General features: G+C 65.7%; 22 protein-coding genes, 3 tRNA genes and 1 pseudogene. 8 read left to right on the top strand and 18 right to left on the bottom strand.

Translation table 11 applies throughout. The features are described from left to right. The 5 genes and pseudogenes from AB0N05_RS07010 to AB0N05_RS06990 form a co-directional block, all read right to left on the bottom strand. Positions 1 to 2356 (bottom strand): annotated as a pseudogene (locus AB0N05_RS07010) (hypothetical protein); the annotation flags it as partial. Between the two features lie 12 nt (positions 2357 to 2368). Further along, entirely contained in the window at positions 2369 to 2683 is a 315-nt protein-coding gene (locus AB0N05_RS07005) for a hypothetical protein (protein WP_364688459.1), read from the bottom strand. Between the two features lie 141 nt (positions 2684 to 2824). After that, complete coding sequence (locus tag AB0N05_RS07000; protein WP_364688457.1) at positions 2825 to 3607, bottom strand: DUF6585 family protein; 783 nt, start codon at positions 3605 to 3607, stop codon at positions 2825 to 2827. A 76-nt stretch (positions 3608 to 3683) separates the two neighbouring features. Continuing rightward, positions 3684 to 5681: an APC family permease gene (locus AB0N05_RS06995; protein WP_364688455.1), complete on the bottom strand. Its 1998-nt coding sequence runs from the start codon at positions 5679 to 5681 to the stop codon at positions 3684 to 3686. Positions 5682 to 5826: 145 nt separating this feature from the next. After that, positions 5827 to 6087: a hypothetical protein gene (locus AB0N05_RS06990; RefSeq protein WP_364688453.1), complete on the bottom strand. Its 261-nt coding sequence runs from the start codon at positions 6085 to 6087 to the stop codon at positions 5827 to 5829. A 194-nt stretch (positions 6088 to 6281) separates the two neighbouring features. On the opposite strand from AB0N05_RS06990, the gene AB0N05_RS06985 reads away from it, so the two are divergent. Further along, the gene (locus tag AB0N05_RS06985) at positions 6282 to 6776 is read left to right on the top strand and encodes a hypothetical protein (protein ID WP_364688451.1); all 495 of its coding nucleotides are present in this window, start codon (positions 6282 to 6284) and stop codon (positions 6774 to 6776) included. A gap of 62 nt (positions 6777 to 6838) precedes the next feature. Here the strand turns inward: AB0N05_RS06985 and AB0N05_RS06980 are convergent, their stop codons facing one another. The 8 genes from AB0N05_RS06980 to AB0N05_RS06945 all read right to left on the bottom strand — a co-directional run bounded on the left by AB0N05_RS06980 (position 6839) and on the right by AB0N05_RS06945 (position 17903). Continuing rightward, positions 6839 to 9004, bottom strand: coding sequence for an MMPL family transporter (locus AB0N05_RS06980; RefSeq protein ID WP_364688449.1), 2166 nt, complete (start codon positions 9002 to 9004; stop codon positions 6839 to 6841). 230 nt (positions 9005 to 9234) lie between these two features. Beyond that, the gene (locus AB0N05_RS06975) at positions 9235 to 9525 is read right to left on the bottom strand and encodes a hypothetical protein (protein ID WP_364688447.1); all 291 of its coding nucleotides are present in this window, start codon (positions 9523 to 9525) and stop codon (positions 9235 to 9237) included. Between the two features lie 105 nt (positions 9526 to 9630). Continuing rightward, the gene (locus tag AB0N05_RS06970) at positions 9631 to 10839 is read right to left on the bottom strand and encodes a helix-turn-helix domain-containing protein (RefSeq protein WP_364688445.1); all 1209 of its coding nucleotides are present in this window, start codon (positions 10837 to 10839) and stop codon (positions 9631 to 9633) included. Then, complete coding sequence (locus tag AB0N05_RS06965; protein WP_364688443.1) at positions 10836 to 13022, bottom strand: MMPL family transporter; 2187 nt, start codon at positions 13020 to 13022, stop codon at positions 10836 to 10838. Before AB0N05_RS06965 ends, AB0N05_RS06970 begins: the two co-directional genes overlap by 4 nt. A 48-nt stretch (positions 13023 to 13070) precedes the next feature. After that, a complete protein-coding gene (locus AB0N05_RS06960; RefSeq protein WP_364688441.1) occupies positions 13071 to 13436 on the bottom strand; it encodes a hypothetical protein in 366 nt (121 codons plus the stop codon). A gap of 44 nt (positions 13437 to 13480) precedes the next feature. Continuing rightward, positions 13481 to 14536 carry a GNAT family N-acetyltransferase gene (locus AB0N05_RS06955; protein WP_364688439.1) on the bottom strand — a complete coding sequence of 352 codons (1056 nt, stop codon included), beginning with the start codon at positions 14534 to 14536 and terminating at the stop codon, positions 13481 to 13483. Beyond that, positions 14533 to 16773, bottom strand: coding sequence for an Rv1355c family protein (locus AB0N05_RS06950; protein ID WP_364688438.1), 2241 nt, complete (start codon positions 16771 to 16773; stop codon positions 14533 to 14535). Before AB0N05_RS06950 ends, AB0N05_RS06955 begins: the two co-directional genes overlap by 4 nt. Beyond that, the gene (locus AB0N05_RS06945; RefSeq protein WP_364688436.1) at positions 16770 to 17903 is read right to left on the bottom strand and encodes a class I SAM-dependent methyltransferase; all 1134 of its coding nucleotides are present in this window, start codon (positions 17901 to 17903) and stop codon (positions 16770 to 16772) included. The genes AB0N05_RS06950 and AB0N05_RS06945 overlap by 4 nt, the downstream gene beginning before the upstream one ends. 454 nt (positions 17904 to 18357) lie before the next feature. Here AB0N05_RS06945 and AB0N05_RS06940 point away from each other — a divergent pair, with 454 nt between their 5' ends. The 3 genes from AB0N05_RS06940 to AB0N05_RS06930 are packed head-to-tail and all read left to right on the top strand — an operon-like array spanning position 18358 to position 20676. Next, entirely contained in the window at positions 18358 to 19026 is a 669-nt protein-coding gene (locus tag AB0N05_RS06940; RefSeq protein WP_364688434.1) for a DUF998 domain-containing protein, read from the top strand. Then, positions 19023 to 19439, top strand: coding sequence for a YciI family protein (locus AB0N05_RS06935; RefSeq protein WP_364688432.1), 417 nt, complete (start codon positions 19023 to 19025; stop codon positions 19437 to 19439). The genes AB0N05_RS06940 and AB0N05_RS06935 overlap by 4 nt, the downstream gene beginning before the upstream one ends. A gap of 1 nt (position 19440) precedes the next feature. Next, positions 19441 to 20676 (top strand): sigma-70 family RNA polymerase sigma factor, encoded by a 1236-nt coding sequence (locus AB0N05_RS06930; RefSeq protein WP_364688430.1) that lies wholly within the window; start codon positions 19441 to 19443, stop codon positions 20674 to 20676. A gap of 304 nt (positions 20677 to 20980) precedes the next feature. Here the strand turns inward: AB0N05_RS06930 and AB0N05_RS06925 are convergent, their stop codons facing one another. The 4 genes from AB0N05_RS06925 to AB0N05_RS06910 are packed head-to-tail and all read right to left on the bottom strand — an operon-like array spanning position 20981 to position 23670. Then, a complete protein-coding gene (locus AB0N05_RS06925; RefSeq protein ID WP_364688428.1) occupies positions 20981 to 21595 on the bottom strand; it encodes a hypothetical protein in 615 nt (204 codons plus the stop codon). A gap of 24 nt (positions 21596 to 21619) precedes the next feature. After that, the gene (locus tag AB0N05_RS06920; RefSeq protein WP_364688426.1) at positions 21620 to 23056 is read right to left on the bottom strand and encodes a TNT domain-containing protein; all 1437 of its coding nucleotides are present in this window, start codon (positions 23054 to 23056) and stop codon (positions 21620 to 21622) included. Further along, entirely contained in the window at positions 23053 to 23340 is a 288-nt protein-coding gene (locus AB0N05_RS06915) for a WXG100 family type VII secretion target (protein ID WP_364688424.1), read from the bottom strand. The genes AB0N05_RS06920 and AB0N05_RS06915 overlap by 4 nt, the downstream gene beginning before the upstream one ends. Continuing rightward, positions 23341 to 23670: a WXG100 family type VII secretion target gene (locus AB0N05_RS06910; RefSeq protein ID WP_364688422.1), complete on the bottom strand. Its 330-nt coding sequence runs from the start codon at positions 23668 to 23670 to the stop codon at positions 23341 to 23343. Between the two features lie 90 nt (positions 23671 to 23760). Here AB0N05_RS06910 and AB0N05_RS06905 point away from each other — a divergent pair, with 90 nt between their 5' ends. The 4 genes from AB0N05_RS06905 (at position 23761) to AB0N05_RS06890 (ending at position 25336) form a co-directional block, all read left to right on the top strand. After that, the gene (locus AB0N05_RS06905; RefSeq protein WP_364688420.1) at positions 23761 to 24738 is read left to right on the top strand and encodes a hypothetical protein; all 978 of its coding nucleotides are present in this window, start codon (positions 23761 to 23763) and stop codon (positions 24736 to 24738) included. Positions 24739 to 25034: 296 nt separating this feature from the next. Then, positions 25035 to 25108: transfer RNA gene (locus tag AB0N05_RS06900), tRNA-Leu, on the top strand. Between the two features lie 69 nt (positions 25109 to 25177). Next, a tRNA-Arg gene (locus AB0N05_RS06895) sits at positions 25178 to 25253 on the top strand. Positions 25254 to 25264: 11 nt separating this feature from the next. After that, a tRNA-Gln gene (locus tag AB0N05_RS06890) sits at positions 25265 to 25336 on the top strand. Between the two features lie 4 nt (positions 25337 to 25340). Here the strand turns inward: AB0N05_RS06890 and AB0N05_RS06885 are convergent. After that, on the bottom strand, positions 25341 to 26246 hold the full coding sequence (locus tag AB0N05_RS06885; protein ID WP_364688418.1) for an LLM class F420-dependent oxidoreductase: 906 nt from the start codon (positions 26244 to 26246) through the stop codon (positions 25341 to 25343). Positions 26247 to 26902 lie beyond the last annotated feature (656 nt).

Below are 26902 nucleotides of genomic sequence, written 5' to 3'. Positions count from 1 at the left end.
CGGGTTGTGGCTCGGGCTCGGGTTGTGGTTGTGGTTGTGGTTGCCAGACAGAATCCGGTAGGGGTTCGGCTGCCTCGAACGGCTGGATCGGTGGCAGGCCGAAATATCGTGGGGTGTAGGGAATCTTCGACGTGGTGTCGGGGAATTCTCCCGTCGGGTTCGACGGGTTCGGTGTCTGTATGTCGGCAGCCTCGTGTGACTGCTCGCCGGAGGTGGAGTGCTCTGGTCGCGGCGTGGTGGCGGCATTCGGCACCCCGGCCCGGGTGTCGGTCGTCTCCGGCAGGTCGGCTCGGAGGTCTCGGCGCAGACCGAGGAACTCGTCGATCTGCTTCTGGAGTTCGATCCGGTGGGCGCGGAACTCGTCCGGCCGCAGGCCCGCTCCTTCCAGCGCGGCTGTCCGGTCCGCGAATTCGTCGGCCTTGCGTGCGAAGACGTCTTCCGCGGCTCGCCGCATCTGCCCGGGACTCATACCTTCCGGATCAAGCCCGAGCCGTCGCAACTTCGGCTCGGGTCCGGAGTTCTGCTCGGGCCGGGCTTCGGGCGTCGGGTTGGACGAGCCCGCGGCCGGTGTGGTTCCGGCGTTGTACTGCTGGAACACGGCGCGCAGGTCGCCGCGCAGGGCCAGCGTGTCGGCGATCTGCCGCTGGATGGCGTCGCGGTGGGCGAAGAATTCGGCCGGACGTAAGCCTTGATCGGCGAGATCGGCTGCGGCGGTCGTCAGTTCGTCGAGGCGGCGTATGACGGCGTCGGTAGAGGCGCGCTCCAGCTCGCGCGGGCTCATGCCGTCGGGATCGACGCCGAGAGAGCGGACGGTATCGCGGGCCGGAGTAAGCGGATCCGGAGCGTGGGGAGTCGGAGGCGGAGCATGCTCGCCCACGCCGTGAGGGGCGACGGAACCGTCACTGCCCGCCTGCACGGGAGTCGGTTCCGGTTGTGTGGCAGCCACTTCGGCTTCCCTATGACCGGCGGAGAGGTTCGATTCGCCAGCCGCTCTACCCGCGCTGGAGTCCGCCACGCCCGCGCGTGATTCGCCACCAAGCCGTGAGCCCTCACCCGCCGCGGCCCGGTTCTCCCCGACGACGCCGCGCGGCTCCGAAACGCCTGAGCGGCCATCGCTTCCCGCAGGCCGCCCGTCGGCTCCGACTGCAGCACGGTCACCACGACTCACCGCATGCGGTGCACTGCCGTCCATGGTTCTCACCGAATCAGAGCTTCGCCGCGCGGGACCGCCTTCGGTTGTGGGCGAATGGTTTCCGATCGGGCGTTCGGCGGAGACATGCGACGCCGCCAGGTCACCCGCACGCGGAGGATTGCTACTTTCGCCACCGCTTTGCGGCCGCGGCACGCTGCCGTCACCGGCACGAGCGGGCGCATGCACGCCGTCTGTCGCACCGCGCACGGCCGAGTTCGCCGCGTTGAACGGACGCCCACCCGGCCCGCCCGCGTTGGGGGAATGGCGGAATCCTTTACTGCCGCCGGTCAATACGCCGTAGGCTCCGCCGCTGGTCAGGATGCGAGGGTCCCAGGTCCAGCCGTTGGCGATGCCGCCGGCACCCCAGGCAGCGAGGCCACCGGCGATACCGGAGCCCGCGCCGACGACCGCGCCTTTGAAGGCGTCGCCGAAACGTCCGCCGGGCAGCGGAATTTTGCCTGCCGCTTTGCCGAGCAGGGAGCCCGCCGGGCCGCCGACGGCCCCTGCCGCAGCCGCGGTGTAGGCCGTGGTGCCGACTCGTTCCCAGTCGATGTCTTTTCGATGGCCCGCGCCTACCTGGTACGCCTGGATCGCCACGTCCTGTCCGGCGCCCAGCACGGTGCTGAATGCCACATGTTTTGCCGCGAATTTGGTGAGCGCCGCGATACCGGTCTTGGCCGCGAAACGCGCAATCGCGCTCACCGCACGTTCCCCGAGCAGCCGGACGGCGACCCGGGTGGCCGCGACCGCGAGCGTTTCGGCGAGCGGGGCGGTGGGCGGGAACAGCCAGGCGGCGGCGATTTCCACGGCCAGCATGCCGAGCGAGGAGATGATCAGGATCTTGGTGTATTCGATCTCGGTGGCCAGGCCGTCGGCGGATTCCGCGACGTAGTCGAGGATTTCGGCGAGGTGCTCCAGCGATTCCGGGCCGTATTCCAGTTTGTCGAGCGCCTTGGTCATGGCTTCGATGCCATCACCCCACGGATAGGCGCCGATCGTCGCTCGCTTCGCGGCGCGCAGATCGGGCAGGAGTTGGCGGAGTTCGGCCGCGGCGGTGCGCCAGTCGCCGCCGATCTCCCACATCTTGTCTTCGTCGCCGTCAGGCCAGTCCGAACCGGCGATCCAGCCGAGCCATTCCAGCTCGCCGGGAATATTGATCGACACCGTGCGGACGCGCTACCGGAAGTCGTTCGCGCTGCGTGTGTCGGTGTGCGCCAACAGGTTCGCGGCGAGGTATTGGCCGTCGGCGTAGGAACCGATCGTCTCGGCAGTGTTGCCGATGCCCTCGGAGAGATTCTTGTGCGCGGCCAGGTAGCCCTGATCGCCGTCGGCGAAGGTGCTGCCGTATCCGTCGCCGCCCCATGCGTTTCCCTTGGCGGACAGCGACTTCTCGAGGGTGCCGAGTATTCCGTCCACCCGGTCGCGCAGGTCCGCCATCCGCCCGGCCGCGCCACGCAGCTGTTCCGGCGTCACACCAACCTTCGGGGCCACCGTGCACCTCTTTCCGTCCTCGATCGGATCTCGACAGTGGCACACGAACAATCGCCGCGAGAACAGACGCGAGCGCGAATTGACATGTCCCTGATGGGGTTTACGTGGGCTCTTGACGAAATCTTTTCAGCGGCACCGGTCTCAGACGGCTCGCAGTTGCCGCGTCAGCAGCCAGAACAGGTCGAGATTGCCCACCAGCTCCGACGGATATGCCTGCAACAGAACTGTTCTCCCGCCTTTGACGCCCCACGCGGCAACCAGCCCCTCGTGCACCGTGATCTCCCGCACCTGGTGCCACAGCACCATCAACTCCCCACCCATCGCGGTACGGGAAAGCCGGAAAGGCCCGAAGTCCAGTCTGTCGCCTGCTTCGAGCCGCGCCCTGGCCCCCGGCAGTTGCGCGGCCACCACCGCGTGCAGCAACGCGGGCCCCCACTGTTCCCGGCCCGTCAGACCAACCGGGATAACCACGTCGTCGCCGTATTCGCTGCCGACTCTGTAACTCAACGACACCTGTTCCGGCACACCACCTTCGGCGATCGTCCCGACGCGTCGCCACACTCGCATGCTGTCGAACCGGAACGCGCGCACTCCGCGCCGGGAGCTGACCACGATGCCGTGCTCGTACCAGTCCAGTCGCGCCCCGTGATTCGACCTGAGCAGGCCCGCCAGCCACGGCACATCCCACAGCATCAGCCGACCACCCAGGACCATCGCCAGCACGGTTCCGAGCACACCCATCAACTCGATGCCCGCCGCGAAGCCGACCATGGCCATCAGCACGCCCATGGTCACCACGACTCCGGCCGTCAGGTATATCCGCGAATCCGGCTGGACCGCACCGTATCCCCGGAAATGCTGCCCGAGTCCCGCTCGTTCCGCGACTTGGCATGATCGCGCCGAGAACTCATTGTTGTCACGCACACCTACCGCAGTAATGCATCCAAGGACGCCGAGTCGAGTAGGCAGCCCGAAAGTGTTTCGTCAATTCGAGGGTTCGTCAGTTCGGTCCGGTGATCCCGCGCCGGACTTCACCGGGACTGTGGGTGACTTTGGACGGGTCCCGGAGGTGCGACGAGTGCAGTTGGTAGGGCACGCTGGTGACCATCACGCCGGGTTCGAACAACAAGCGCGCCTTGAGCCGTAGCGAACTCTGGTTGTGAAGCAGGTTCTCCCACCAATGGCCGACGACGTACTCCGGGATGTAGACGCTGACCACATCGCGTGGGCCGGTTTGGCGGACCCGGTTGATGTAGTCCAGAACGGGACGGGTGATCTCCCGGTAGGGCGATTCGACGACCTTCAGCGGGATGGGGATGCCTTGCCGTTCCCAGTCCCGGACCAGCATCCGGGTGTCCGTGTCGTCGACATTGACGGTGATCGCGGTGAGCGTGTCCGGGCGGGTGGCGCGGGCGAATTGCACAGCGCGCTGGGTGGCCTTGGTCCAGCCGGAGACCAGCACGATGGCATGTACTCGCCCTGGCAGAGTCGGGCTGTCTTCGGGGTCGACGGCCAGTTCGGCGCGCACCTTCGTGTAATGGCGGTGGATGAGGTACATCACTGCTACCAGCACCGGCATGGCGATCACGACCAGGTAAGCGCCGTGAGCGAACTTGGTGATCATGACGACGACCAGGACGACACCGGTGAAGCAGGCGCCAACCGCGTTGATCAGCCTGCTGCGATGGATGCGCAGACGCTCGACCGGGGTTGCCGCACCGCGTAGTTCGCGATTCCAATGCCGCACCATGCCGGCCTGGCACAGCGTGAACGAGGTGAACACTCCAACTATGTACAGCTGGATGAGCCGGGAAGTCTGCCCGTCGAAGGCGTAGATGAGCACGCTCGCGGCGACCGACAGCAGGATGATCCCATTGGAGTAGGCCAGCCGGTCACCGCGGGTGTGCAACTGGCGGGGCATGTACCGGCGTTGGGCCAGAATGGAATTCAGCAGCGGGAAACCGTTGTAAGCGGTATTGGCGGCCAGGATCAGAATGAGCGCCGTAGTGACCATCAGGTAGTAGAACGGGAGGCTGCTGCCGCCGAACACCGCCGCCGCGATCTGGGCGATCACCGTCTTCTGCGCGTCGACATGGCAGTCGCCGGGGAATCCGATGAGATCGCAGGTGTTCTCGGTGACCCGAGTGTGCGAGATCATTGCCAGCGCCGTCACGCCCGAGAACATGAAGATCGCGATCAATCCCATCGCGGTCATGGTGCGAGCCGCATTGAGCGCCTTCGGCTTCCGGAACGCAGGCACCCCATTGGAGATAGCCTCCGCACCCGTCAACGCGGTGCAACCCGACGAGAATGCGCGCAGCGCAAGGAAAGCCACCCCCGCCGAACTCAACCCGACATGTTCGGCATTGATTTCGTAGTGCGCGCTCTCGGCCACCGGCGCGTGTCCGAACACCGCCTGGCTCAAACCGATCGCGACCATCACCATGACGCCGACCACGAACCCGTAGGTCGGCACCGCGAAAGCGCGACCGGATTCACGCACACCGCGCAGATTCATCGCGGTCAACAACACGATGAACCCGATATCGACCAGCACCCGATGCGGATTCAGATCGGGAATCGCGGAGACGATATTGTCCACGCCCGCCGCGATCGACACCGCGACCGTCATCACGTAATCCACCAGCAGTGCCGCCGCGACCACCAAACCCGGTATCGCACCGAGGTTTTCGGCCACCACCTCATACGACCCGCCACCCGACGGATACGCCTGGACCACTTGGCGATACGACACCGCGACCACCGCGAGCAGCAACACCACTCCCCCGGCCACCCACGGTGTCAAATACAGATAGCTGAGCCCACCAAGAGTGAGGATGAGCAGAATCTCCTGGGTCGCGTAGGCGACGGAGGACAGCGGGTCGCTGGCGAAGATCGGAAGCGCCAGTCGTTTCGGAAGCAACGTCTCACCGAGCCGATCGCTACGAAACGGTCGCCCCAAAACCACGCGCTTGGCGATGTCGATCGGTGAAACCACGATAAGTCAGAGTAAGGCGGCCGAAAGCCTGCCGATACGCTCCCGGCCGTAGAGAAACCGTAAAGAATTGCCATATCACCGGCAAGAACCCATAAACCCACTGTGACCTGCGGTTTAACAGATTTAGCGTGGTTTGCTCACCGGCTCACTCCTCGCTCGACTCGGCCAGGATGTCCTTCGCATCCGAGTTGCCGCTCGCTGCCAGCCGCCGCAATTCCTCGACGTCACCACGCTCTTCCGCGAGCTGGACGAGTTCGTCGACCGCGTCCGAGCTGCCCCCAGCCGCAAGCCGCCGCAATTCATCCATATCGCCCCGCTCGACAGCAAGTTCGACGAGCTCGTCGATCGCATCGGAGTCACCGGCCGCGGCCCTGGAACGAAGTTCGGTCAGATCGGAATCAGACATGATATCGAGCCTATCCCCGGGTGAGCTCCCCACCGAGCCACCACACCAATCGCCAAACGTGTGGAGAAGGTTCCAAGCCCAGAGCCGAACCACCAGCGGCACCCGCTGTCGAAGCTGAACCCGAGAGGGCGGCATCGAACCAGATCCCACCGAATGTCGTAGTACTCGAGATTCGTCCATTTCGGAGGTCTGCTGTGCGAACACCGCCCGCGTCGGCACCCACCGCATTGCTGCCGCTGCTCGCGCTGACCATGCTGGGTTGCACTACGTCCGAGCATCCGGCAGTGCCGATAGCCACACTGCCGCTCACTTCGGTCGCCCCGAGCACATCGGACGCCTCCACGATTCCCTCGCCGACCACCAGCGCCACCACCGCCCCACCCGACTTCAGCCACCCCGGAACGGATCTCGCCGAGTGCTTCGACGGCACCTGCACGGTCGCCTTCACCGGAACAGCCACCCTCGCACTCGATATGGCCAAGCTCGGTTACTCGGGAATGGCGCTCACCATAAAATCCCCGGAAGTCATGCAGATCGCACTCTCTCCAGCTTCCGCAGGGCTCGACATGTCCATAGCCGCAGGCAGCACCGCGAAATTCAAGCGCTCCGACAATCCCACGATCACCGTGCAGTGGAAGTCAACCGGCGATACCAGCGGAATCGCCGACCTGTCCTTGTCTCGAGCTTGACCGACACGACGATCGTGCGCGGCGTGGTCACCGCGCACGATCGTTGTTCGCTACCGGAACCGCTACCGGGTGTAGGTGTGTTGTGGTGTCTGCCAAGTGGATTCGTCGTACCACTCGGCGTAGTCCGGGCGGTCATGATCCTTGCGGCCGGCTCGGCTCGGCCACCAGGCGCGGCGGCCTAGGAGGGCGGTCAGGGCCGGGGTGAAGAACATGGCCATGACGAAGGCTGAGATGGCGATGCCTACTGAGATGGCGAAACCCATTTGGGACATGACCGTGCTGCCTGCGAGCATCATCGAGGCGAAGGTGCCTGCGAGGATGACGCCGGCGGCCGCGATGGTGGGGCCGGTGTGGCGCAGGCTCAGCGCGGCGGCGGTGCGGGGGTCGTTGCCCTGCTTGGATTCCTCGCGTAGGCGGGCCACCATGAGGATGTTGTAGTCGGTGCCGAGGGCCACGACGAACATGTACATGATCACCGGCAGCGAGAAGATCAGGCCTGAATTGCCTTGGGCCTTTTGGAAAACCAGCACCGCAGCGCCGAGGGTGGCGGCGAAGCCGAGGCCGACCGACGCCATCAGGTACCAGGGCGCGACGACACTGCGCAATAGCAGCGCCAGCACTACGGCGATGAGGATGGCCGCGACCGGGAAGACCACCTTGTAGTCATGCTCCATGGCCGCCTTGAAGTCGACGAAGACCGAGGTCAAGCCGCCGACGTAGGCGACGGTGCCGGGCGGGGCGGCACGGTGCGCGGTGTCGCGCAGCGGGCCTCGGACAGTATTCAGGGCCGCGTCGGATTCGGGCTGATTCGTCAGTGTCACCTGGAATTCGGCCACCTCACCGCCGGTGGACAGACGCGGCTCGCCGACCTGGCCCACGCCCGGGGTGCCCGACAGCGCGGCGCGGAAAGCGCTCAGTTGCGCCGCATCGACCGGGGCGTCCGACCGCAGGTAGACCAGTGACGGCTGGGTAGCGCCCGCGGGCATGCCCTTGAGCAGTTCCTTACCGTAGATCGAGGATTCGGCCGTGTCGGAGGTGGAGCCGGAGCTCATGTCGAAGGTGGGGTGGAAGCCGAGTCCGGCGATGCTCAGGGCCACCAGTACCGCACCGGAGGCGACGGCGAAGAGGGCGGGTCGCTTCCCGAGACCGCGGCCGAGCGCGGCGAACAGCAGGCCCTTGGGCTCGCGCTGCCACGCCTTGGAAGGCCAGAACACCTTGGTGCCCAACTTGGAGACGATGGCCGGGACCAGGGTCAACCCCGCTAGCGCGGTCACCGCGACGGCAATGGCCAGGGCCGGACCCAGTGCCCGGAACATTCCGAGGGTGGACAGCGTGAGCGCCATGAACGCGATGATCACGGCCCCCGCGGCGGAGGCGATGGCCTCGCCGACCCGGGTCACCGCGCTGATCATGGCGGTCTTGGGATCCTCACCGGCGCGCAGGCGTTCCCGGTAGCGGAACATCAGGAACAGGATGTAATCGGTTCCGACGCCGAACAATACGACGGTCAGCAGCGAACTGACCGAGCTGTCGACCTTCAGGTCGAACGCCTTGGCGACCATGGCGATCAGGCCGCCGACGGTGCTGGAGACCGCGCCGATGGTGATGATCGGCAGCAGCGCGATGACCGGGCTGCGGAAGATGATCAGCAGCAGCACCAGGATCAGCGCGACCGTGGCCACACCGATGATGGCCATGCCCTTCTCGGCGGATTCGGTCTGGTCCAGGGTCTGCGCCGCGGTACCGGTGATACCGGCCTTCAGGTCGGTCCCGTCGACCCTCTTCTTCAGTTCGTCGCGCAGCGTCTTCACCGCGTCGGACTGGAGTTTGTCGCTGGGATCGGTCACCTTGGTCATCTGTACCGCGATGACCTGGATCAGGCGGTTCTCCGACGGCGGCGTGACCTGAATTCCGGTGATGCCCTTGATATTCAGGCTACTGAGGTCGCTGGCGACGGCGGCGAGGGTGGCCGTGTCCGTCGCGGCGAGCGGAGCGCCGTCGTTGCGCTCCAACACGATCAGCGCGGCGGGCGTCGAATCATCGGGAAAAGCTTGCTGTTGCAGCTCCATCGCCTGCACGGATTCGTAATGAGAAGGCAGGAAAGCAGATTGGTCGGTGGTGGGAGTGAGTTTCGGCGCGAGGCCCACCACCGCGATGGTGGCGAGCAGCCAGAGGGCTATCACCTTCCACGGGTGGTTGACGGCAATGCGCCCGAGTAGAGCGAACATTGGGGTTTTCCTTTCCTGGTCGCGGGCCACGGTCGCTGTGGCAGCCCGGGCGGAGTCGCGTGCTTCGTTTCGGGATCACTGTCACCGGTCGCGCTGCCATGGGGCTGACACGCGGCTGACACGGAGTCGGGCCGAGCGTCAGTGAGTGATCAACCGCCGGTGATTCGGGCGGCTACCCCTAGCCTTCGTGTTTCCGCAGGTGAGAACAATGCGAAAGATCGCAACATCGGTTAACCCAGATGTTTACGAACGACTTTCGGCGACAACCGCCCCGGGATCAGCCCTCTTGGGCGGCGGCTGGGCAGGTTGTGCGCGAGATCCGCTGCTACCGTGGCGATTCCACAACCTGCGGCGACCAGGTGGTACTTGGTCAGCCAGTCGCGTGCGGTGTGGCCGATGGTCGGGCGGCCCGGCAGGTCGGACCAGACGCCGAGGAGGGGCTCGCCGCCGGTGGACGGGCTGAGGGTGAGCGGCACATCGGAGTAAGGGTGGGTCTGTTCGGAATCCGGAGTGGTGGTCATCGAGGTTCTCCGTCGCACCCCTGTCCGCGGCGGAACGCGCGACTCTGCTCGATCTATTGCAACGCATAGGCAAGCAGCCCTGAAATCAAGGAGGCGCGCTCAATATCAGTGCGCGGACGAGATCCGGGTGGCTTGTAGGGCGAGGTAGAGTTCGGCGGCTTCGACGGGGTGGGAGAAGCGGCGGCCGGTGAGGTCGGTGATGCGGTTCAGCCTGAAGCGCACCGTGTTTCGATGGCAGTACAGCTGGGACGCCACCGCGGCGGCGTCGGCGCCCAAGGCGAACCAGAGTCGCATGGTCTCGAACAGGACCGAGCGGTCGTGCTCGGGGAGGTCCAGGAGGCGTCCCAGAATTCGTTGCACCAGGCCCGTGGCGACCTCCGGCTCTCCGGCCAGCAGGACCGGGATCAGGGCTTCGTCGTACCAAACGACCTCACCGGTCGCCGAACCGGAAGAGGCGCAAGCCAATTCGGCCTGTCGTACCGCGCGGTGGGCGTCGCCCAGGTGGGTGAAGGCCGAGCTGATGCCGGCGCGGCCATGCAGGCGCTGGGCGATGTGTTCGGCTAGCCGGTCCACGGTGAACCCGTCACGCAGTGCGACCAGTCCGATCTGGGTCCCCGAACGTATCCGCCAGGCCGAACGCACGTCGACGACTCCGAGTGCCTCCCCGATGCCGGGAATCGCCTCCCCGACCGCGGGTTCGAAGCATGCGCTCACGACCACGTAGGTGGCGGCTGCGGGCAGGCGGAGCACTTCGGCGTGGTCGTTGAGGAGTCGACTCGCGGCGTCCCCGCTGAGCAGCCCGTCGAGGGCGGCGTCCCGGGCTTGGGCGTCTCGACGGGTGCGGTCGAGCATCGCGTGCCGGTATCCGGTGGTGATGGCTTCGGAGTATTCGTCGAGCAGATGCCACACCGCGGAGGCTCGTTCCACCAGCGACTGCTGGGCAGACGCCTCGTCGATCACGAAGGTGGGCAGTCGTTCCCACAGCACCCGGGTACCGATCCGGTATGCCCGCAGGACCGCCGAGAGCGGGACGGCCTGGTCGGCGCGACGGCGTCCGATCTCCACCGCGACCGATGCGCCCGTGCCGCGACCGGCGGTGAGGTGCTCGATGATGGCGACCAGGTTCTCCCGGGTGTCCGCCCGCAGCCGTTCCGGTGCCATGGCGTGGGTGCCGTGGTACGCCGGTTCACATTGCTCGATCTCCCCGGCCACCGCATCAACGAGGCCATCGATGTCGTCGGACAACCATCGGGCGATGGCGATCGTGACGTCATCGGGCGGCACGGTGGCGCAGGGCTGCGCATCGGCGGTCATCCCGCGGACACCGGGACGAAGGGCTGCCCTGCGGCCGGTGCACCACGAGCCGGTACGAACAGCACCCGGGCCAGGACCGGGGGCAGATACCAGTTCCAGCGACCGAACAATGAGACCGTCGCGGGCAGCAGCAAGGAACGAATGATGGTGGCGTCCAAGAGGATTCCCAACCCGAGACCGGTGGCCATGATCTTCAGATCGGTGCCCGGACCGATCGACATGGCGGCGAAGGACAGGAACAGGATCAGCGCGGCGCAGGTGACCAGCCGTCCGGTGCGCCCCATGCCTTCGATGACCGCGGTATCGGTGTCGCCGGTGTGTTCGTACTCCTCACGAATGCGGGCCAGGATGAAAACCTCGTAGTCCATGGACAGTCCGAACAGGAACGCGAATACGAGAATCGGAATCCAGACGGTGATCGCCCCCGACCCGGGCAAGCCGTAGATCGGTTGCGAACCGATGCCCGTCTGCCACATCAACACCATGGAACCGATGGCCGCCCCCAGCGAGGCCAGGTTCATCAGCACCGCCTTGAGCGCCAGCAGCGGTGACCGGAAGGCCCGTGCCAGCAAGAGGAAGATCAGTACCGACAGCACCAGCAGCACCCAGCCGAAGTGGTCGTAGACCGCGTGTTGGAAATCGGCGCGCGCTTGGCCCAGCCCGGTCAGGCCCACCACACCGTCGAGCCCGCCGACCTCCTGTCGCACCCGATCCACCACCCGGGTGGTCGCTCCGCTGATGGTCTGCTCGCGTGGAATGGCCACGATCATCGTCACATTCGGCCCGCTCCCCTCCAGCGGACGATTGAGACGCCGATCAGTCGGCTTGGCCGTGACCACCTGCCGGATGCCGTCGACGCGCGCGAGATCGGCCGCGATCCGGTCGGCGGAATCGGTGCGGGCGAGCACTTCGATCGGAGTCAGTGCGCCCGACGGAATACCGTCGCCGGTCAGTCGCTGGTAGAGCGCGTGCTCGGGCCCGCTCCCGGCCAGCGATTCGGCCGAGGCGACACCGAAATCCGCGCGTGCGAACGGAATCGCCAGTCCGATGAGCGCGGCCAGGCCGACCGTCGCGGCCACCACTCGCCTGCGTACGACCAGCGTGGTCCAGCGTCGCCAGCCCGGCCCGGCCGCGCGTTCGTCGCGGCGGCGCGGCCAGTCCAGTCTCGGCCCGACGGTGATCAGGATGGCCGGTGTCAGGGTGAGGGTCGCGGCCACGGTGACCAGCGGGATCAGCGCCCCGCCCAGCCCGACACTGCGGATCCACGGCACCGGCAACACGATCAGCGACAGCAGGCCGATGGCGACGGTCACACCGCTCATGACCACCGCGCGTCCGGAGGTCCGCATTGCCGCGAGGACCGCCGCGCGATTGTCCTTCCCACGCTGTCGCTCCTCACGCCAGCGGGTGACGACGAGCAGGGAGTAATCGATGCCGATTCCCAGCCCCACCAGTGAGATCAGGTACTGCACCACGAAGGACACCTGCCCGACGTAGGTCATGGGCAGCAGGAGCAGCAATGCGGCCGGAATGGAGACCAGCGCGGTGATCAAGGGCAGCACCGCCAGGAAGGACCCGAAGACGAAGGCCAGCACCAGCATTGCCCCTAGGCCCGCGATGCCCAATTCGAGCAGCACCCCGAATCCGATGCCGCTGCCCTTGCTGACCGCGAGGGCGTCGCGGCCGGTGACGCCGAGTGTCCACCCGGCCGGAAGCATGTGCCGCAACGGGTCCAGTTGCTGATCCGGCGGTACTGGAACAGGGGTTCGCGTGGGTGGATAGAAGACGTAGGCCAAGGCGGTACGACCGTCGCCGGTGACGAAGGCATCGGCCGAGGCGGCGGTTGTATTGCCCGCGTGGAAGACCTGCAGCGGGGTGTCGTACATGGTTGCGGTGGACAGCATGTCGAAGACGGCCGAGACGCGCGGTGCGTCGGCGGCGACGGTCTGCCCCTCGGGCACGGTGAGAGTGACGATGAGCGGCGCACTGGCCTCCCCCGCCGTGCCGAACGTCGAGACCAGTGCCTTCCCTGCGGTGTCACCGGGTTGGCCGGGCAGCGCGAAGTCGACCGACAGCCGCCCGGTCGTCGTCTGAGCCAGCCCGCCGCCCACGGCCAGCACCACCAACCACATTCCGATGACGAGCCAAGGCCGCGCCACCACCGCCTCGGCTAACCTGCGCACCGGAGGTCCCCCGTACTCGTCATGAATTACCTTGTGTCCGTTTTCTTCTCAGCTCGTCGGCCACTGCGCGGGAGCGGCGCCGGGGACGTCGACGCCGGGCCGGTCGCTCACGCGCTGCCCGGTGACCGTCGCGATGCCCGGCATCATGCGCGGTTTGGCGGTGCCGACCATCTGGTCGCCGTCGATGCGCACCATGATCATGAGGTTCAGGCGCATGGGCTTTTTGATCAGCTGTCGCCACACGAGGGCGTCGCCGCTCTGTTCGACATCGGTGACCTGGAAGCCTTCGCCGGTCTTGTAGCTGCGGGCGGTGCCGGTGAGCGAACCGTCCGAATGCCGGGTGATCTCGACAATGCCGTCGGCGTTCCCGACGCTCGATTCCATGGCCAGACGCCAAGTGCCGACGGCGTTCATAATGGGGCGCTCCTTTGGTTCAGGACTGTGAGAACTGTTGTGGTTCACCGGAATTCTTCCGAGAAGCTCGACTCGATCTGATCGATCAGCGGCTCGAGGCCATTGCGTGCGGTGAGCCGGTCATCGGTGCGCGCGGTGAGCACCACGCAGTCGTAGCGCCCCTCGCCGTCCTTGTACCAGGCGGGCAGATATCCCCGAACGGTGAAGCGCCGCTTCGGATCTCCCGCAGCGGTGCACAGTTCGGCAATGAGCTCGAGCTTGTCGGCGAGCACATAGACCGTGGCGTGCTCGATCGGACCGGGTGCCATCGGGAACCCGTCGAGCACTTCCCACACCAGGGCGCGTGCGTCCGCAGCGATCGCGGCCTCGATATCGCTGATGAACGCGGTGCGGCTGGGAGCGAACACCGAATACCAGATGCGGCCGTGCTCCGAGCGGTGTGTGAAGGCGGCCGCCCCACCGGGCGTGAGCACCGCGGGATACTCGCCTTCCACCGATTCGGCTGCCAGCGCCTCGATTTCGCGCTCTACCAGGCTGGCGGGCCGCACGATCGAGGACGGCGGCAGCACGCGCGTGGCCGATCGGTCCGGGTTGACGCACACGCCGATGAGGTGCTCTTCGCGGTCGCCCAGGAACATGTGCTGCCCGCCGTCCGCGCCGACCCAGCTGATGCGATAGCTCACTCGCGAGAACAACTGCCGCGCCCGCTCGGAGCGGGCGTAGCCGTAGATCAGCTGGCAATCCGGGCGGGCCTTGGCGGCGTCGATGGTCATATCGAACATGACCGCGAAGTTGCCGCGGCCACTGTATTCGCGTCGCACCGCGGCGCGGCACAGTTCGTAGGTGTGGTTGGCCGGTTCGGGGCGCCCGACCGACGCGCCGACGACGAGGTCACCGTCGAGCGCGATCACCCAGATGTGCTCGTCGGCCGCCAGGATGCGCCGGATCAGCGTGGGATCGGTGCATTCGGCGATCGGGTAGGAGCCGAAGTACACATCGTCATAGAGCTGCGCGATACCCTCGGCGTCCGCCGGTATGGCGAGCCGGAATTCGATGGCGCCGGAACGTGATTCGTGTCCGAGCGTGCTATCGGCGGTCATGCCGGGACCTCACTCTCGGCGAGTTCGGGCAACACGGTCACATGCCAGCCCAGTGGGCGGCGCGGGCTGGGCGCTGTCGCGGGCTCGGTGACCCCGGCCACCACCCGGAACACCACGCCGATCAACGCCTGCGAGCCGCCGAGCAAGACAGTGCGCAAACCCTGCATACGCGTGCCGATCTCGGCGCGTTCGGCAGGGTCGAAGACGTCGGCGTCGGGTGTCAGCAGCAACTCGGACTCGCACAGGAGCGCGGTGGTCGGATGAATTCCGATCCCGGCCGCGGTGGCGGCCAGCCACAGGCGCTGGAAGGCGCGGCCCGCCTCTACAACATCGCGGCGGGACTCGCTCGCGCAGGTGATCGCACCGACCAGCGAGGCGTTTTCGGCCCAGTCACGGCTGAATTGGAGTAGCGCGTCACCTTCCTTGCGCTCGTGCAGGAACCGCGCGACGCGCGGGCGGCGCAGCAGCCGCAGGGCGGTGCGCTCGGGGAAGGTGAGGTCGAGGTTCTCCACCGGCACACCGTCGAGGCGCTCGGGATGGTCTGCGCGGAAATAGAATTCGTCGAAGGCCTCGGTGTGCATGCGGTCCACCAACATCCGGAGCCGATTGCCCACGGCCACACCCTCGCCGTATTCGCGTTTCACCACCGGATCGCCGCTGAGCCACAGGGTCGCGCCGAGGTCCTGGACAACCCGGGTCAAGGCGGCCTGCTCGGCCTCGGTCAATGGGCGACCGGTGTCGCGGCTGCGTTGCGCGAAACGCTTGTCCAGTGCGTCGGCGAGGGCCAGTTCGGTGGCGTCGGGTTCGCAGCCGCCCGGCTCGAGGGTGACGCGGGTGTACACCTCGCTGGAGGGCCCGTCGGGGTCGTATTCGACGCGCACGCCGAATCCGCGTGCGCGGGCCGCCACCACAATGCTCTCGGTGACCACGCCCATGACCACCCGGTGGGCATTGCCGCGGCTGTCCATCAGCGGGTGTGACGCAGTGCGCTCGGGCGCGTGGGCGACGTCGATCACCCTGCCGCACACCAGGAATCGCCATTCCTGGGAGTTGCCTCCCGAGGGTGAGAGCATGGCCGACTCCAGGATCGCGCGCATGTCCTCGTCGAGGTCGATCATCCGATCGGTTGCGGTGATCTCGGAGTGGTACTCGGCGGGCCGCGGGCGGGCCGGGGCGGGCGTGAGTCCGATCCCATGGGGGATCTCGACGCTGCGGCGACCGGATCGCACCTGATGTCCGAGCAGGATCGACCGCACCGCGGTGGCCACCACCGCGCCGCCGTGCATCACTTCCGAAGCCAGTTGCGGCCAGGTCGCCAGCGTCCGGTCCATCTCGATCACCGAGGCCGCGATGCGGTCGGAGATGCCGTCCACGCCGATCATGGTCGCCATGGCGGCCAGCTGCACGTCGAGATCGGCGTTCTCGAGATCTTCGGTGGTGAGCCCGCCGAGGAGTCCGTGCATGATCGGGCGGTCGGGTTCCAGATCGAAGCGCTCGATGTCGAGCACGCCGCGATCACTGGCCTCCATCACCACGGGAATGCCACGGTCCCTTGCTCTTTCGCGCACGAGTAGCTTGACGAAGGGCATATCGCATTCCTCGACGACCAGATCCAGTGCACGGTCACCGCCGAGGAAGAAGTCGATACTGAGGTCGTCGATCCCGTCGTCGTATACCCGCACGTCGAGGTAGGGGTCGAGTTCGGCGATCCGGCGGGCCGCCAGTACGGCCTTGTTCACCCCGAGGTCGGCGACCGGTGCGCCGAGCCGGTTCAGGTTCGACAGGTCGAGCTCGTCGAAGTCGGCCAATTTCAGTGTGCCGCAAGACCGTTCGAGCGCGAGGGTCAGCGCGACCGCGCTGCCCACCGACAGCCCGATGATCCCGACGGCCTTGCCCGCGAGCCGCTTCTGCTCACGGGTGGTGAGTTTGTTGCGGTTGGCGGAGGTTCGGACCTCGATGAACTCGGCCTCGTCGAGAATGTGCACGAGCTGCCTGGTCCAGGGGTAATACACCCACGCGCCGTACTCATCCCGTGGGGTGTCGCCGAGCAGTTCGGCCACCACATCCTCGCGCTCGGCGAGCCGTCCCCGCGCGGGCGTGCGGATCTTGGCGAGATTCTCGAGCTGCGACAGGATTTCGTCGTGGTGTTCGGCAATGGCCCCGCTGCCCTCGAGCACTGCCAGCGCGGCGGCGTCGACGGGATCGGAGAGCCGGAAGATCGTCGGACGGTAACTCACTGGGCCACCTCGTGTTTCGGGCGGGCCAGAATGATCCGGTGCATCGGTGCGTCGATCAACGCGGTGCGTGTCAGGCCCGCACCGGCCAGCCACGCGTCGTAGTCTCGCAGCTCGTAGGTCGTGCCACCGCCGGTGACCAGCATGGACAGCGCGAACAGGGAGGCGAATCTGTCCTGCGGAGAATCGGTTTCCAGGCCTCCGACGAGAATATTGTCGACGATGGCGATCACGCCGTCGGGGCCCACGGCAGCACGGGCCTTCTCCAGCAACGTCGCGGCGCCACTGGGATTCACCAGATGGAAGATATTGGCGAAGACCACCAGGTCCCGATCACGGCCCCAGTCCGCGCCCCAGAAATCCGCGGCCCGGGTGTCGAATCGCTCGGCCACCCCCAGGGTCCGCGCCTGGTCGGCCGCGATGCGCAGGATATTGTCCGCATCGAGGCCGATGGCCGTCGCGGCCTCGAATCGGCGCAGCAGTAACTGGCTGTATATGCCTGAGCCGCAACCGATGTCGAGAATCTCGCGGGGCTCCCCCGAGCCCCAGCCGTCCCGGGACAGCCGATCGGCGAGCTTGTCGACAATGGGCGGCGCCCAGAAGTTGATGCCGGTGACCAGATCCTCGTACTGCTCGGCGGAGATGGCATTGTTGTCGATCTCGCCGTTCCCGCCCGAGACGCCATTGCGCACACTGTGGTCCAGACCGCGCCAGGCCGTCGAGGACACCGCGCGGTTGTAGCCGACCTTGCCGAGCAGGCTGAACATCGAACCACCCGTCAGGCACGCGATGACAGCTTCCTCGGCCGCGTACCGCGATTCGCCTTTCCGCGATTCCGTGCGGGTCACCCAGCCGTAGGCCACCAGGGCCTCCAAGAGCAATCGGACGCTGCGCGGATCCCCCGAAATCGACTCCGCCACCTCATCACTCGACGCGGGACCGGTGCGCAGAGCCTCGAACACCCCCAGCGTGCTCGAGGACTCCAGAATCGCCGGTTCCCATTGTGCGATCAACGCCGAATAAAGCTGATGCGCCGCCTCCACGCACCCTTCACCCGATATCTCCCCCAGATCGACCAGATGCCCGGACGCTATTCGCCGGCGGCCTGGCGGGGCCTCCGTTACTTCAGTCATGCACAACTCCAAATGTCCGAACAAAGATCGCGTATACATTCGACGCACCGCGGGGCGAACGGTCAATGTTCCCTCGCACATCGAAACTCCGTTATTCATTGTTGTGCCGTACAGAATGGCGCGGAGATTATTGATCCTCGACGAGATATCTGATTCGCCCCCCCTGCGAAGTAAGTGACACCAACTGGTGTCACTTTGTGAGAGCACTCTTACATAGACGTGACCTGCATCGCAACACCTGCCGTGGATACGGAAAAGCTCACAACTTGGCAAGGCTCGGTTGTGAGGATGGCCCATCTACATGGAGGGCGCCGCGGAAAGCGGCGAGTAGGCCGCGAACGCCATCACGGCCGCCTGGTCGTCGAGCAGCCAACGCTGAATTCGGTGTCCGGTCTTGGTCGGCGGGATCGACGTATCGGTACGAGAGTTCGACGTCGAGGACGGGAGTCTGCCGATGACTACTACACGCTGGTTGCTGACGTGCGGGGTGGTGGCGGGGCCATTGTTCGTGTCGGCCGTTCTCGTTCAGGCCGCGGCACGGGACGGGTTTCGGATCGGTCATCATCCGCTGAGTTTGTTGAGTTTGGGTGGGCTCGGGTGGATACAGATTGCGAACTTCGGGATCGCGGGGGCGCTGTATGTGGTTGCGGCCGTGGGGGTTCGGCGGGCCGTGCCGGACGCGGGGTGGTTGGCGCGGGCGGTGGCGGGGATCGGGGTTGGGCTGATTGTGGCTGGGGTGTGTGTGACGGATGCGGGGGCGGGGTTTCCGCCTGGGACGCCTGATCGTGCGCCCGAGCGTGTGAGCTGGCATGGGGTGCTGCATGAGGTCGGGTTCGGGGTGACGATCCTGTCGTGGCTGGCGTTGTGTGTGATTTGCGCGCGGCGTGGCCGGGAGCGGCGGGAGTGGGGGATGGTCGGGGGTAGTGCTGGGACGCTGGCGGTGGTGTTGGTGGTGGTTGGGTGGCCGGATATGGGGAGTCTCAGCGTGCGGTTGCTGGTTGCTACCGCGATTCAGTTCGGTTTTGTCGCGGTGGTGCTGTTGCTGTGTCCGAGAATGGGGGTTGGCTTCGACGTCCCGCATGAGTCGCGAATCGATGCGGCACCCGGAAAGGAGTGGTCATGAAGTACATGATTTTGAGTTTTGCCTCGCAGCGGGATTACGACGGGATGGCGGGCGGATCGGAGGAGACGCCGGGGTGGGCGCCGGAGGATGTGGCGGCCATGGTCGGGTTCATGGAGGCGTTCAATAAGGAGTTGGCCGATTCGGGCGAGTTGGTCGAGACGCGGGGGCTGGATGCGCCGGTGCATACGCGGCGGGTCGGTGCGAAGAATGGCTCGGTGTTCGTGACCGATGGGCCCTATGCCGAGACGCAGGAGGTGCTCGCGGGCTATTGGATCGTCGAATGCGAAAGCTTCGACCGGGCCACGGAAATCGCTGGGCGACTGCAGAAGTGCCCGGTGTCCGAGGCTGTCGCGGCCAATGCGTACGCCGATATCCGGCCGATCGTCGGCGGCGCACCCGATCTCGGCTTCTGAGGTGACCGAGCCGGTGGAGGATCTGCTGCGCGAGTGCGCGCCGCAGGTCCTCGCCGCGCTCGTGCGCCGGTATGGACACTTCGATCTCGCCGAGGATGCCGTGCAGGAGGCGCTGCTCGCCGCCGCGACACAGTGGCCGGACGACGGACTTCCCGACAATCCCAAGGCCTGGCTGATCACCGTCGCCGCACGCAAACTCACCGATCTCCTGCGCGCCGAACAAGCCCGCCGCCACCGCGAGGACACCGTGGCCCGCTGGGCCCTGCCCGAGGATTGGCTCACCCCGCCCGCCGACCGCGGCACCGCGAACAGTGACGACACCCTGGTCCTGCTGTTCCTGTGCTGTCACCCGGCGCTGCCGCCGCAATCCCAGGTCGCGCTGACGCTGCGCGCGGTCGGCGGTCTCACCACCGCCGAAATCGCCCGCGCCTTCCTGGTTTCGGAGTCGACCATGACCCGGCGCATCACCCGCGCCAAGGCCACGATCAAACAGAGCGGCCTGCCATTCACCCTGCCCGCACCCGCCGAACGCGCCGACCGTCTCGCCGCGGTACTACACGTGCTGTACCTGATCTTCACCGAAGGCTATGCCGCCACCACCGGCCCGACCCTGTACCGCGTCGAGCTGTCCACCGAGTCGATCCGCTTGGCCCGCATCGTGTTTCACCTACTGCCCGGCGATCCGGAAGTGGCCGGGCTACTCGCACTGATGCTTCTCACCGACGCCCGCCGCCCCGCCCGCACGGCCCCCGACGGCAGCCTGATCCCCTTGGCGGACCAAGACCGCACCCGCTGGAACGCAGCACCGATCTCCGAAGGCATCGCCCTGATCACCGCCGCCTTGCCACACGGCCCCGTCGGCCCCTACCAACTCCAAGCGGCCATTGCCGCCCTGCACGATGAAGCCCCCGACACCGCCCACACCGACTGGCCCCAGATCACACTCCTCTACGAACGCCTCATGACTCTGGCCGACAACCCCATCATCGCCCTCAATCACGCTGTAGCCGTAGCCATGTCGCAAGGCCCCCGCAAAGGCCTCGACCTCGTCGACGACCTGTCCACCGACGACCGACTCACCAACGACCACCGCCTACACGCCGTCCGAGCCCACCTACTCGCCCTCACCGGCGACCACGAAGCAGCCCGCACCGCCTTCCGCACGGCAGCCACCCTCACCACAAGCCTCCCCCAACAGCGCTACCTCCGCGCCCGCGCAGACGACACACACCGCTGAATTCGGTGCGCGGCCTGGGCCTACAGGTAGCCGGAGACGGTCACCGGCCAGATGTGCAACGTTGTAGCGGCCAAGTGCGCAGCTCCTTGGCGGCCAGATGTTCAGCAGAATGGCGGCCAAGTGCGCATGGTCCAGGAACGACTCGGTGACCGCCTCCGCACACTCCCCATCGAAACACTCTGGCGCGCTGCACTATAGGCAATCGATTCGGTGATCGCCACGCGGCCAGAACTTTCATACTGCTCTGAAGTAGGCGGAATTATTGCCTCGGCGATCGCTGAGTGCAACAGTACGATTCCCGATGTCAGTCATCTATCGGTACGACGTCGATCGTGAACATCTCGGAAGGGATCTTCGACCGATAGAGGGTCTCGATTTCCTCGTATGTCATCAGGAGCGGATGCGAGAAACTGATTGCCTCGCTTTGCCGCGTCGAGCCCTGCGGCTCGCCCTCGACGATGAGGTAGACGGGTGAGTACTCGTTTTGCGGATCGACCGGCTGCAGGGTGACCCCGGGTGCGACGCCTTGCTCGTACCAGCGGTAGTACGGGGCCTGTGTGTAGTCGCCCTTATATGCCGCTTCTCCCATGAGGCAGAGCAAGAACTTCTCCATGTCGGGGAAGTTGCGCAACTCTACAACCGGTCGTCGGTCGTTTCTCTCGGCTTGGTCCAGTCGCCAGCCCTCCGCGGTCTCGATCACGTAGTGATGCATGCCTCCGATACCGAGGCGCAGCTCGCCGCGCTCCATGAAAGGAGGAGTGGCCAACCAGAAGCTGTATTCCGGAGTGGCCATCGGGATCGGTGGGCCACCGAGTTGCTTGCCCATCACGCGGACGTATGCCTCCTGCCAGCGGTACCAATCCAGCACGATGCGCCGCGCCGCCGAGGGGAACTTTCCCACGTCTACACGTACTTTCATTACCGTTCGACCCTTCCGCTAGTTCTAGGAGCCGGGCCTCAGGAACCCGCCGGGCTTGAGCAGCTCTTTGACATTGCCGGTGTTGCCAGTCTCGTCAAGGATCCGGTACTGGATTCCATAACCTGTCTCACCGAACCACGGACCAACTACCGACTGTTCGATCTTCCACCCCGGCGGAAGGGGGTTTCCGGTCGTCTCGTAAGCGAAATAGTCCTTGGTCGCGAGAGTGTCAGGTGGCAGGCCGCGGCCTGTCAGAGGAGTTCCCTCGGGCGACAGCCAACCTCCCCATTCCGATCCGTATCGGTCGATCTTCAGACCCGCGGGGAGGTCGACGATTTCCCGGGTGCCGGCAACGGCGTATTCGCCCGTTGCAAGATCTGGATACTTCCAGTTGTCGGGTACGCCGTACTTGGCGGCGTATTCCGCATCGGTCAGCTTCTCCCCGGACGGGTAGAGCTTCGGAGTTTGGGCCAGCGAAACGATCTTCGTGCGCGCGGCCTCAACCCAGGCCTTGATTTTCGCGAGCAATGGCTTGATTCGCTCGAGGAGCGGGCCGACTGTCTCGGTGGTGATTTTCGCGGCCTTGGTCGCGAGGGAACTGATGGCCGCAGCGATCCGGCGGGCCTTCGCGGCGGCGCGGACCGCCAGACCGGAGTTGCCGACTACCTCGGATAGGCCAGCGGTGACAGGGGCCAGCAGAGCGAACGCCGCCTCCCAAAGCAGAGTCTCTACGCCGAATTCGGCGAGTTCGTGGAGGATTGTGGAATGGGCTTCGTCGAGGTGGCCAGCGTATTCGCCGCAGGCTTCGCCGAGCGTTTGGCAGATATCCGCTAGGGCGGTGAGGTCGTCCTTGCGGTCGGTGAATGCTGCCAGCGCGGTGGGGATTTCTTGGGATTCCTGGTTGGCGAGGAGGGCGCTGGCTTCGCCTACCCGCGATGCGAGGAGGCGGAAATCGGTTGCGGCAGTGGTCCAAGCGGATTGGGCGGCGCGCAGCTCGTCCTGGTGCCCGTTGGGCCAGGCGGCGCCGACGGCATCTTCGACTATCGACCAGCCGAAAGGTTCCGGTAATCCGTCGCCCGCTGCCGAGAGCGCCTGGGATACCACGCAGGGGACCAGTCGTGCGGGCGGTCGCAGCGGTTCCGGGACGTCGCGGTAGTCGGCACCCGCTTCGGTGCGTTCGTGATTGTATGCTCCGCCGGTTATCAGGTCCGCGGTGCTGACACAGGCAGCCAGGAGGCGCTCGGAGGCTTGGAGGGCGAGCCCGGTGGCCTCATCGTAGGACTTGGCCCAAGCTTGGCCGATACTGTCACTGCCGGCCATCCCGGAATTAGCGTTGAGCACCCCGAGTAGACCGGTGTGGACATCGGTGGCGTCGGCGGCGATGGAAGCGAAAACCTCAGCGGCGCTGTGGTAGTCGCCTATCTGACACAGGATCAGCGGAACGGTTGGTGTGGGGCTCACGGCCACATCTCCGTATTCGCCGGGCCCACTTTTCCGTATGACTGCTGTGCGGTGTCCAACTTGGCCCGGAGTTCGGTCAGCGCGGTTCGCATCTCGTTGACGGCTCGGACACGCGCGTCGTGGACCTCACGGTGAGCGGTGGCGGACGCTCCGGTCCAGTTCACGTGCAAGTCGTCAACCGCGCGCTCGATCTCGGCGATCGCGTCCTCGATTGTCGACTCGAGAGCGGCGGTGGCATCGACCAGCCGACTCAATCCGACCAGGTCGACTCGGTATCCGGCCACTCACACCACATCCGGAAGGTCGAGGCTCGATCCCGCACCTTGGGTCGCCGCCACCCGGTTTTGGTCGATCACGGTGATCTCGTCGGCTACGCGACGCAGCAGACCGGCATCGGTGCGGAATGAACTGAGGATTTGCTGGGCTCCGTCCTCCCACTCGGCCCAGGGGCTCTCATGGGAGCCTGCCGCGGTACCGGTCCATTCGACGCCGACGAATGCGCGCACCGCACGCATGTGGCTGTCGAGTTTTTCGGTAAGTTCGGTCGCCAGTTGATCGAGGCCGTCGGCAGCGACCCGCAACTCGACCGGACCGGCCTTGATCTCTGCGCTCACGATCAGAAACCCTAGCGGCAATCATTCAGCATCTGCTATTGAGGTGGTTGGCGTCACCGTGAGCATGACTGTGCGCGAGGAGGCATTTCTATGGGCTGTGAGCAGGTGCGATGGAGTGCGGAGGCGAGCCGTCAGGTGCGGTGGTTCGCGGTGGGTGTGGTTGTGGTGGCGCTCGCAGGTGTAGTTGCGGGGTGTACGGGGGCTCCGGACCGGCGCGAGCAGGCGACAACACTGGTTCGGGAGATCGAGGCTATGCCGGGCGTCTCGAGTTTCAGCTCCGGATACAACAATGAGTTCGAACGTGGGGCCAATCTCGATCTACAGGTGTCGATGCCGGATGCCACCGCCGCGCAGATCGAAGCGGTGGTGACGCGGATCAATGACCTGAAAGGCACTGCGTTCGAAGACTTTCGGCAAACCGCCGACTTCCACGTGGGAATGCGACTCGACGTGAGGCGCGGCACGACGCTCGATCCCGCGCAGATCGCGGCGGACGCACAGCGAATCCGGGCCATCGCCGCCGCGGTGCCGAACGCACAGATCGATGCGAACCGCGGAGAGGGCAGACTCGCACTCGACATCCGCGAGGTCGACGACGCCCAGCCGGTACTGACCGCAACCCGCGACGCACTGGCAGCCGAACCCGCCAAGGTCGAGATCATCGCAAAGCAGCAGCCGAATATGTGGGGCGTGTCCTTCCCGTTCACCATCGAGCAGCAGAACCTGATCCTCGCGCAGCTATCCCAGCTGCCGCGCGGCGCGAACCCCTGGACCGTGGATGTCACCGGCGACTACCTCTCGGGACTTTCGGTGAATGTGGGAACCGGAGACTCCTATCGAGAGCTGATCGCGGTGATCGACGTCGCGCACCCCACCCCTGAACACCCACTCTGGCTGCGCTGGGCCGCCCGCGGCGCCGGTGAGATATTCAAGGGCAGTGCCGATATCGGCGGCTGCCGCGGCTACGGCGACTCCAACGGCGAAAAGCACCCCGAGCAGTACCTCACTCCGGATGCCGTCGCCCTGCAGCAGCGCATACGTGCCGAATACGACACCTGCGCACGGTAACTTCCGGGGGCTCGGATGCTCGAGCACGATCAACCAAATATTCGGTTTTCTAATCGGATACGTGCTGCTACCGTCAACTCAACGATTTCGAACGATACCGAGGAAGGGGACGGAATGACCTGGCAGCTACTTGCTCAGCGGCGACTCGACCGTGCCCGCACGCGGCGGGGCCTCGCGGTCGTATCGAACTTCCGGCAGCAGCGTATTCGCGGCGGCTTCCAAAGGGTCTGATAGCAGATCACTTTCAGGGCCGCATCCGCGAATTCGCGTCGGAGCGGCCCTTTTTCGTATGCCGATCCCTCGTAACCCAATTGGTAGAGGTAGCGGTCCCAGATGCCGTCGAGTGCGAGTTCGAATCTCGCCGAGGGAACCTACCCGAACACACCCCGCGCACCTCAGTGCCGAGTAGATGTCAATGGCGACATTCGCGCGGGGGCATATGCCCGTAGCTCAATGGATAGAGCACCTGGCTACGAACCAGGGGGTTGGGAGTTCGAATCTTCCCGGGCATACCAAACTTTCACGATGAGACGTGGTGTAACTGGCAGCATGGCGGGTTCTGATTCCGTCGGTTCAGGTTCGAATCCTGGCGTCTCAGCTCATTATTCGAGTTCGCCGAGCAGCTTCCAGGTACGGAGCTGATCTTTGGGGCCTGCCAGGTCGGTGGTCGTGAGTACGACTTCGGTGGCGCCCGCGTCGTAGTAGCGCTGGATTTCGGCGGCTACGGTCTCCTCGTCGCCGATGATCGCGAGATCGGCGGCTCGTTGCGCGCCTTCGAGTTCGATTACGCGACGGTAGGAGGGGACCTGTTCGTAGAACGCGAGCTGTTGCACCGCCTTGGCGCGCGTGCCCTCGACATCCGCGGTGACGACAGCCGGGACGAAGGCGACGATACGAGGAGCGGTCTCGGACGCCCGCGTGATCTCGGGAACGATGTGATTGCTCAAGGTTTTTGGGCCTGCCAGGTATGGCAGTGTGCCGTCGGCGAGTTCGCCGGATACTCGCAGGGCCTGCGGGCCCATCGCTGCGACCAGAACCGGGACTCGCGGTTGCGCCCCCGCCACGACCGTCGGAAGCGGTGGCGTGGCGGTGAACAGTTCGCCGCTGTAATCGGCGGTCCCGGTGTCCAGCAATTCCCGCAGCACGGTCAGAAACTCACGCAGGCGGGTGATCGGCCGATCGAATGGCACGCCGAAAGCGCTTGCGACAAGCTCCGATCCGACGGCCACACCGAGGTGGTACCGACCGTGCGTCGCCGCCTGCGCGGTCTGCGCCATCGACGAGATCAATAGCGGGTGACGTCCGAGCACCGGAATCGCGGAGGTGCCGACCTGCAGCTCGGGCACCTCCCGGCCGACGATCGCAGCCAGTGTCGGCGAGTCGTAATCCATTCGCTGCCCGAACCACACCGATCGCACGCCCAGCTCCGAGACGAGCCGGGACTGCTGCACGATCTCGTCGACGTAGTTGGTCGTATCCGCTCCGGCAAGGGCCAGTCCGAGTGTCATGTTCTGCGTAACGCCGCGACCTGCCATGTCCTTCCTGATGAGTCGGTATCAAATCACCACGATCACAACACTTTTCAAATCGTGATCGGGCGACCCTGGCTCTTCAGGTGTGCAGGGTGCGGCCGCCGTCCGCGAGGATGCGCTGGCCGGTAATGAAACTCGCATGTCGAGCCACTCCCCCTCGCAACGCTAACACCGAGGGGCACACCGGGAGCCCCAGAAATCGGGGGCATGGCAATCCTCGCCGGTCCAGCTGAGAATGATGCTCGAGGTGGAGGTTTGACCCATGTTCAGGAAGTCCGGCATCTACGCCGATCCGTCCGTTGAACTGACGACCGCCCAAATGCGTTCAGCGCTGATGGGAGCCAGGAAGGCTGCACGCGAAGCTCGCGGATCATTCCGAACGGCGGGCGGCCAATACCGGCGCTACCGAAAGACCGTGGGGGCAACCTACCTGGATTGGACTCGCTGGCACACGGAATACCTTCGCGAGTACCGCCGGGGTTCGGATTGGGTCTCGCCCGACAATCCCGGCGGCACCAGCGGAGCGGCCAGCCTCTCCAGCGGAGGGCTTTGATTCTGGTGGGGCTCAGCGCGTTTCGAGCGCCGTCGTACACGCCTGATCGGCGGCCGATAGGCGGATCTATCGGGACAGC

The organism is Nocardia sp. NPDC051030, assembly GCF_040683015.1.
Lineage (GTDB): Bacteria > Actinomycetota > Actinomycetes > Mycobacteriales > Mycobacteriaceae > Nocardia.
This window is presented reverse-complemented; position numbering and strand designations above follow the sequence as displayed.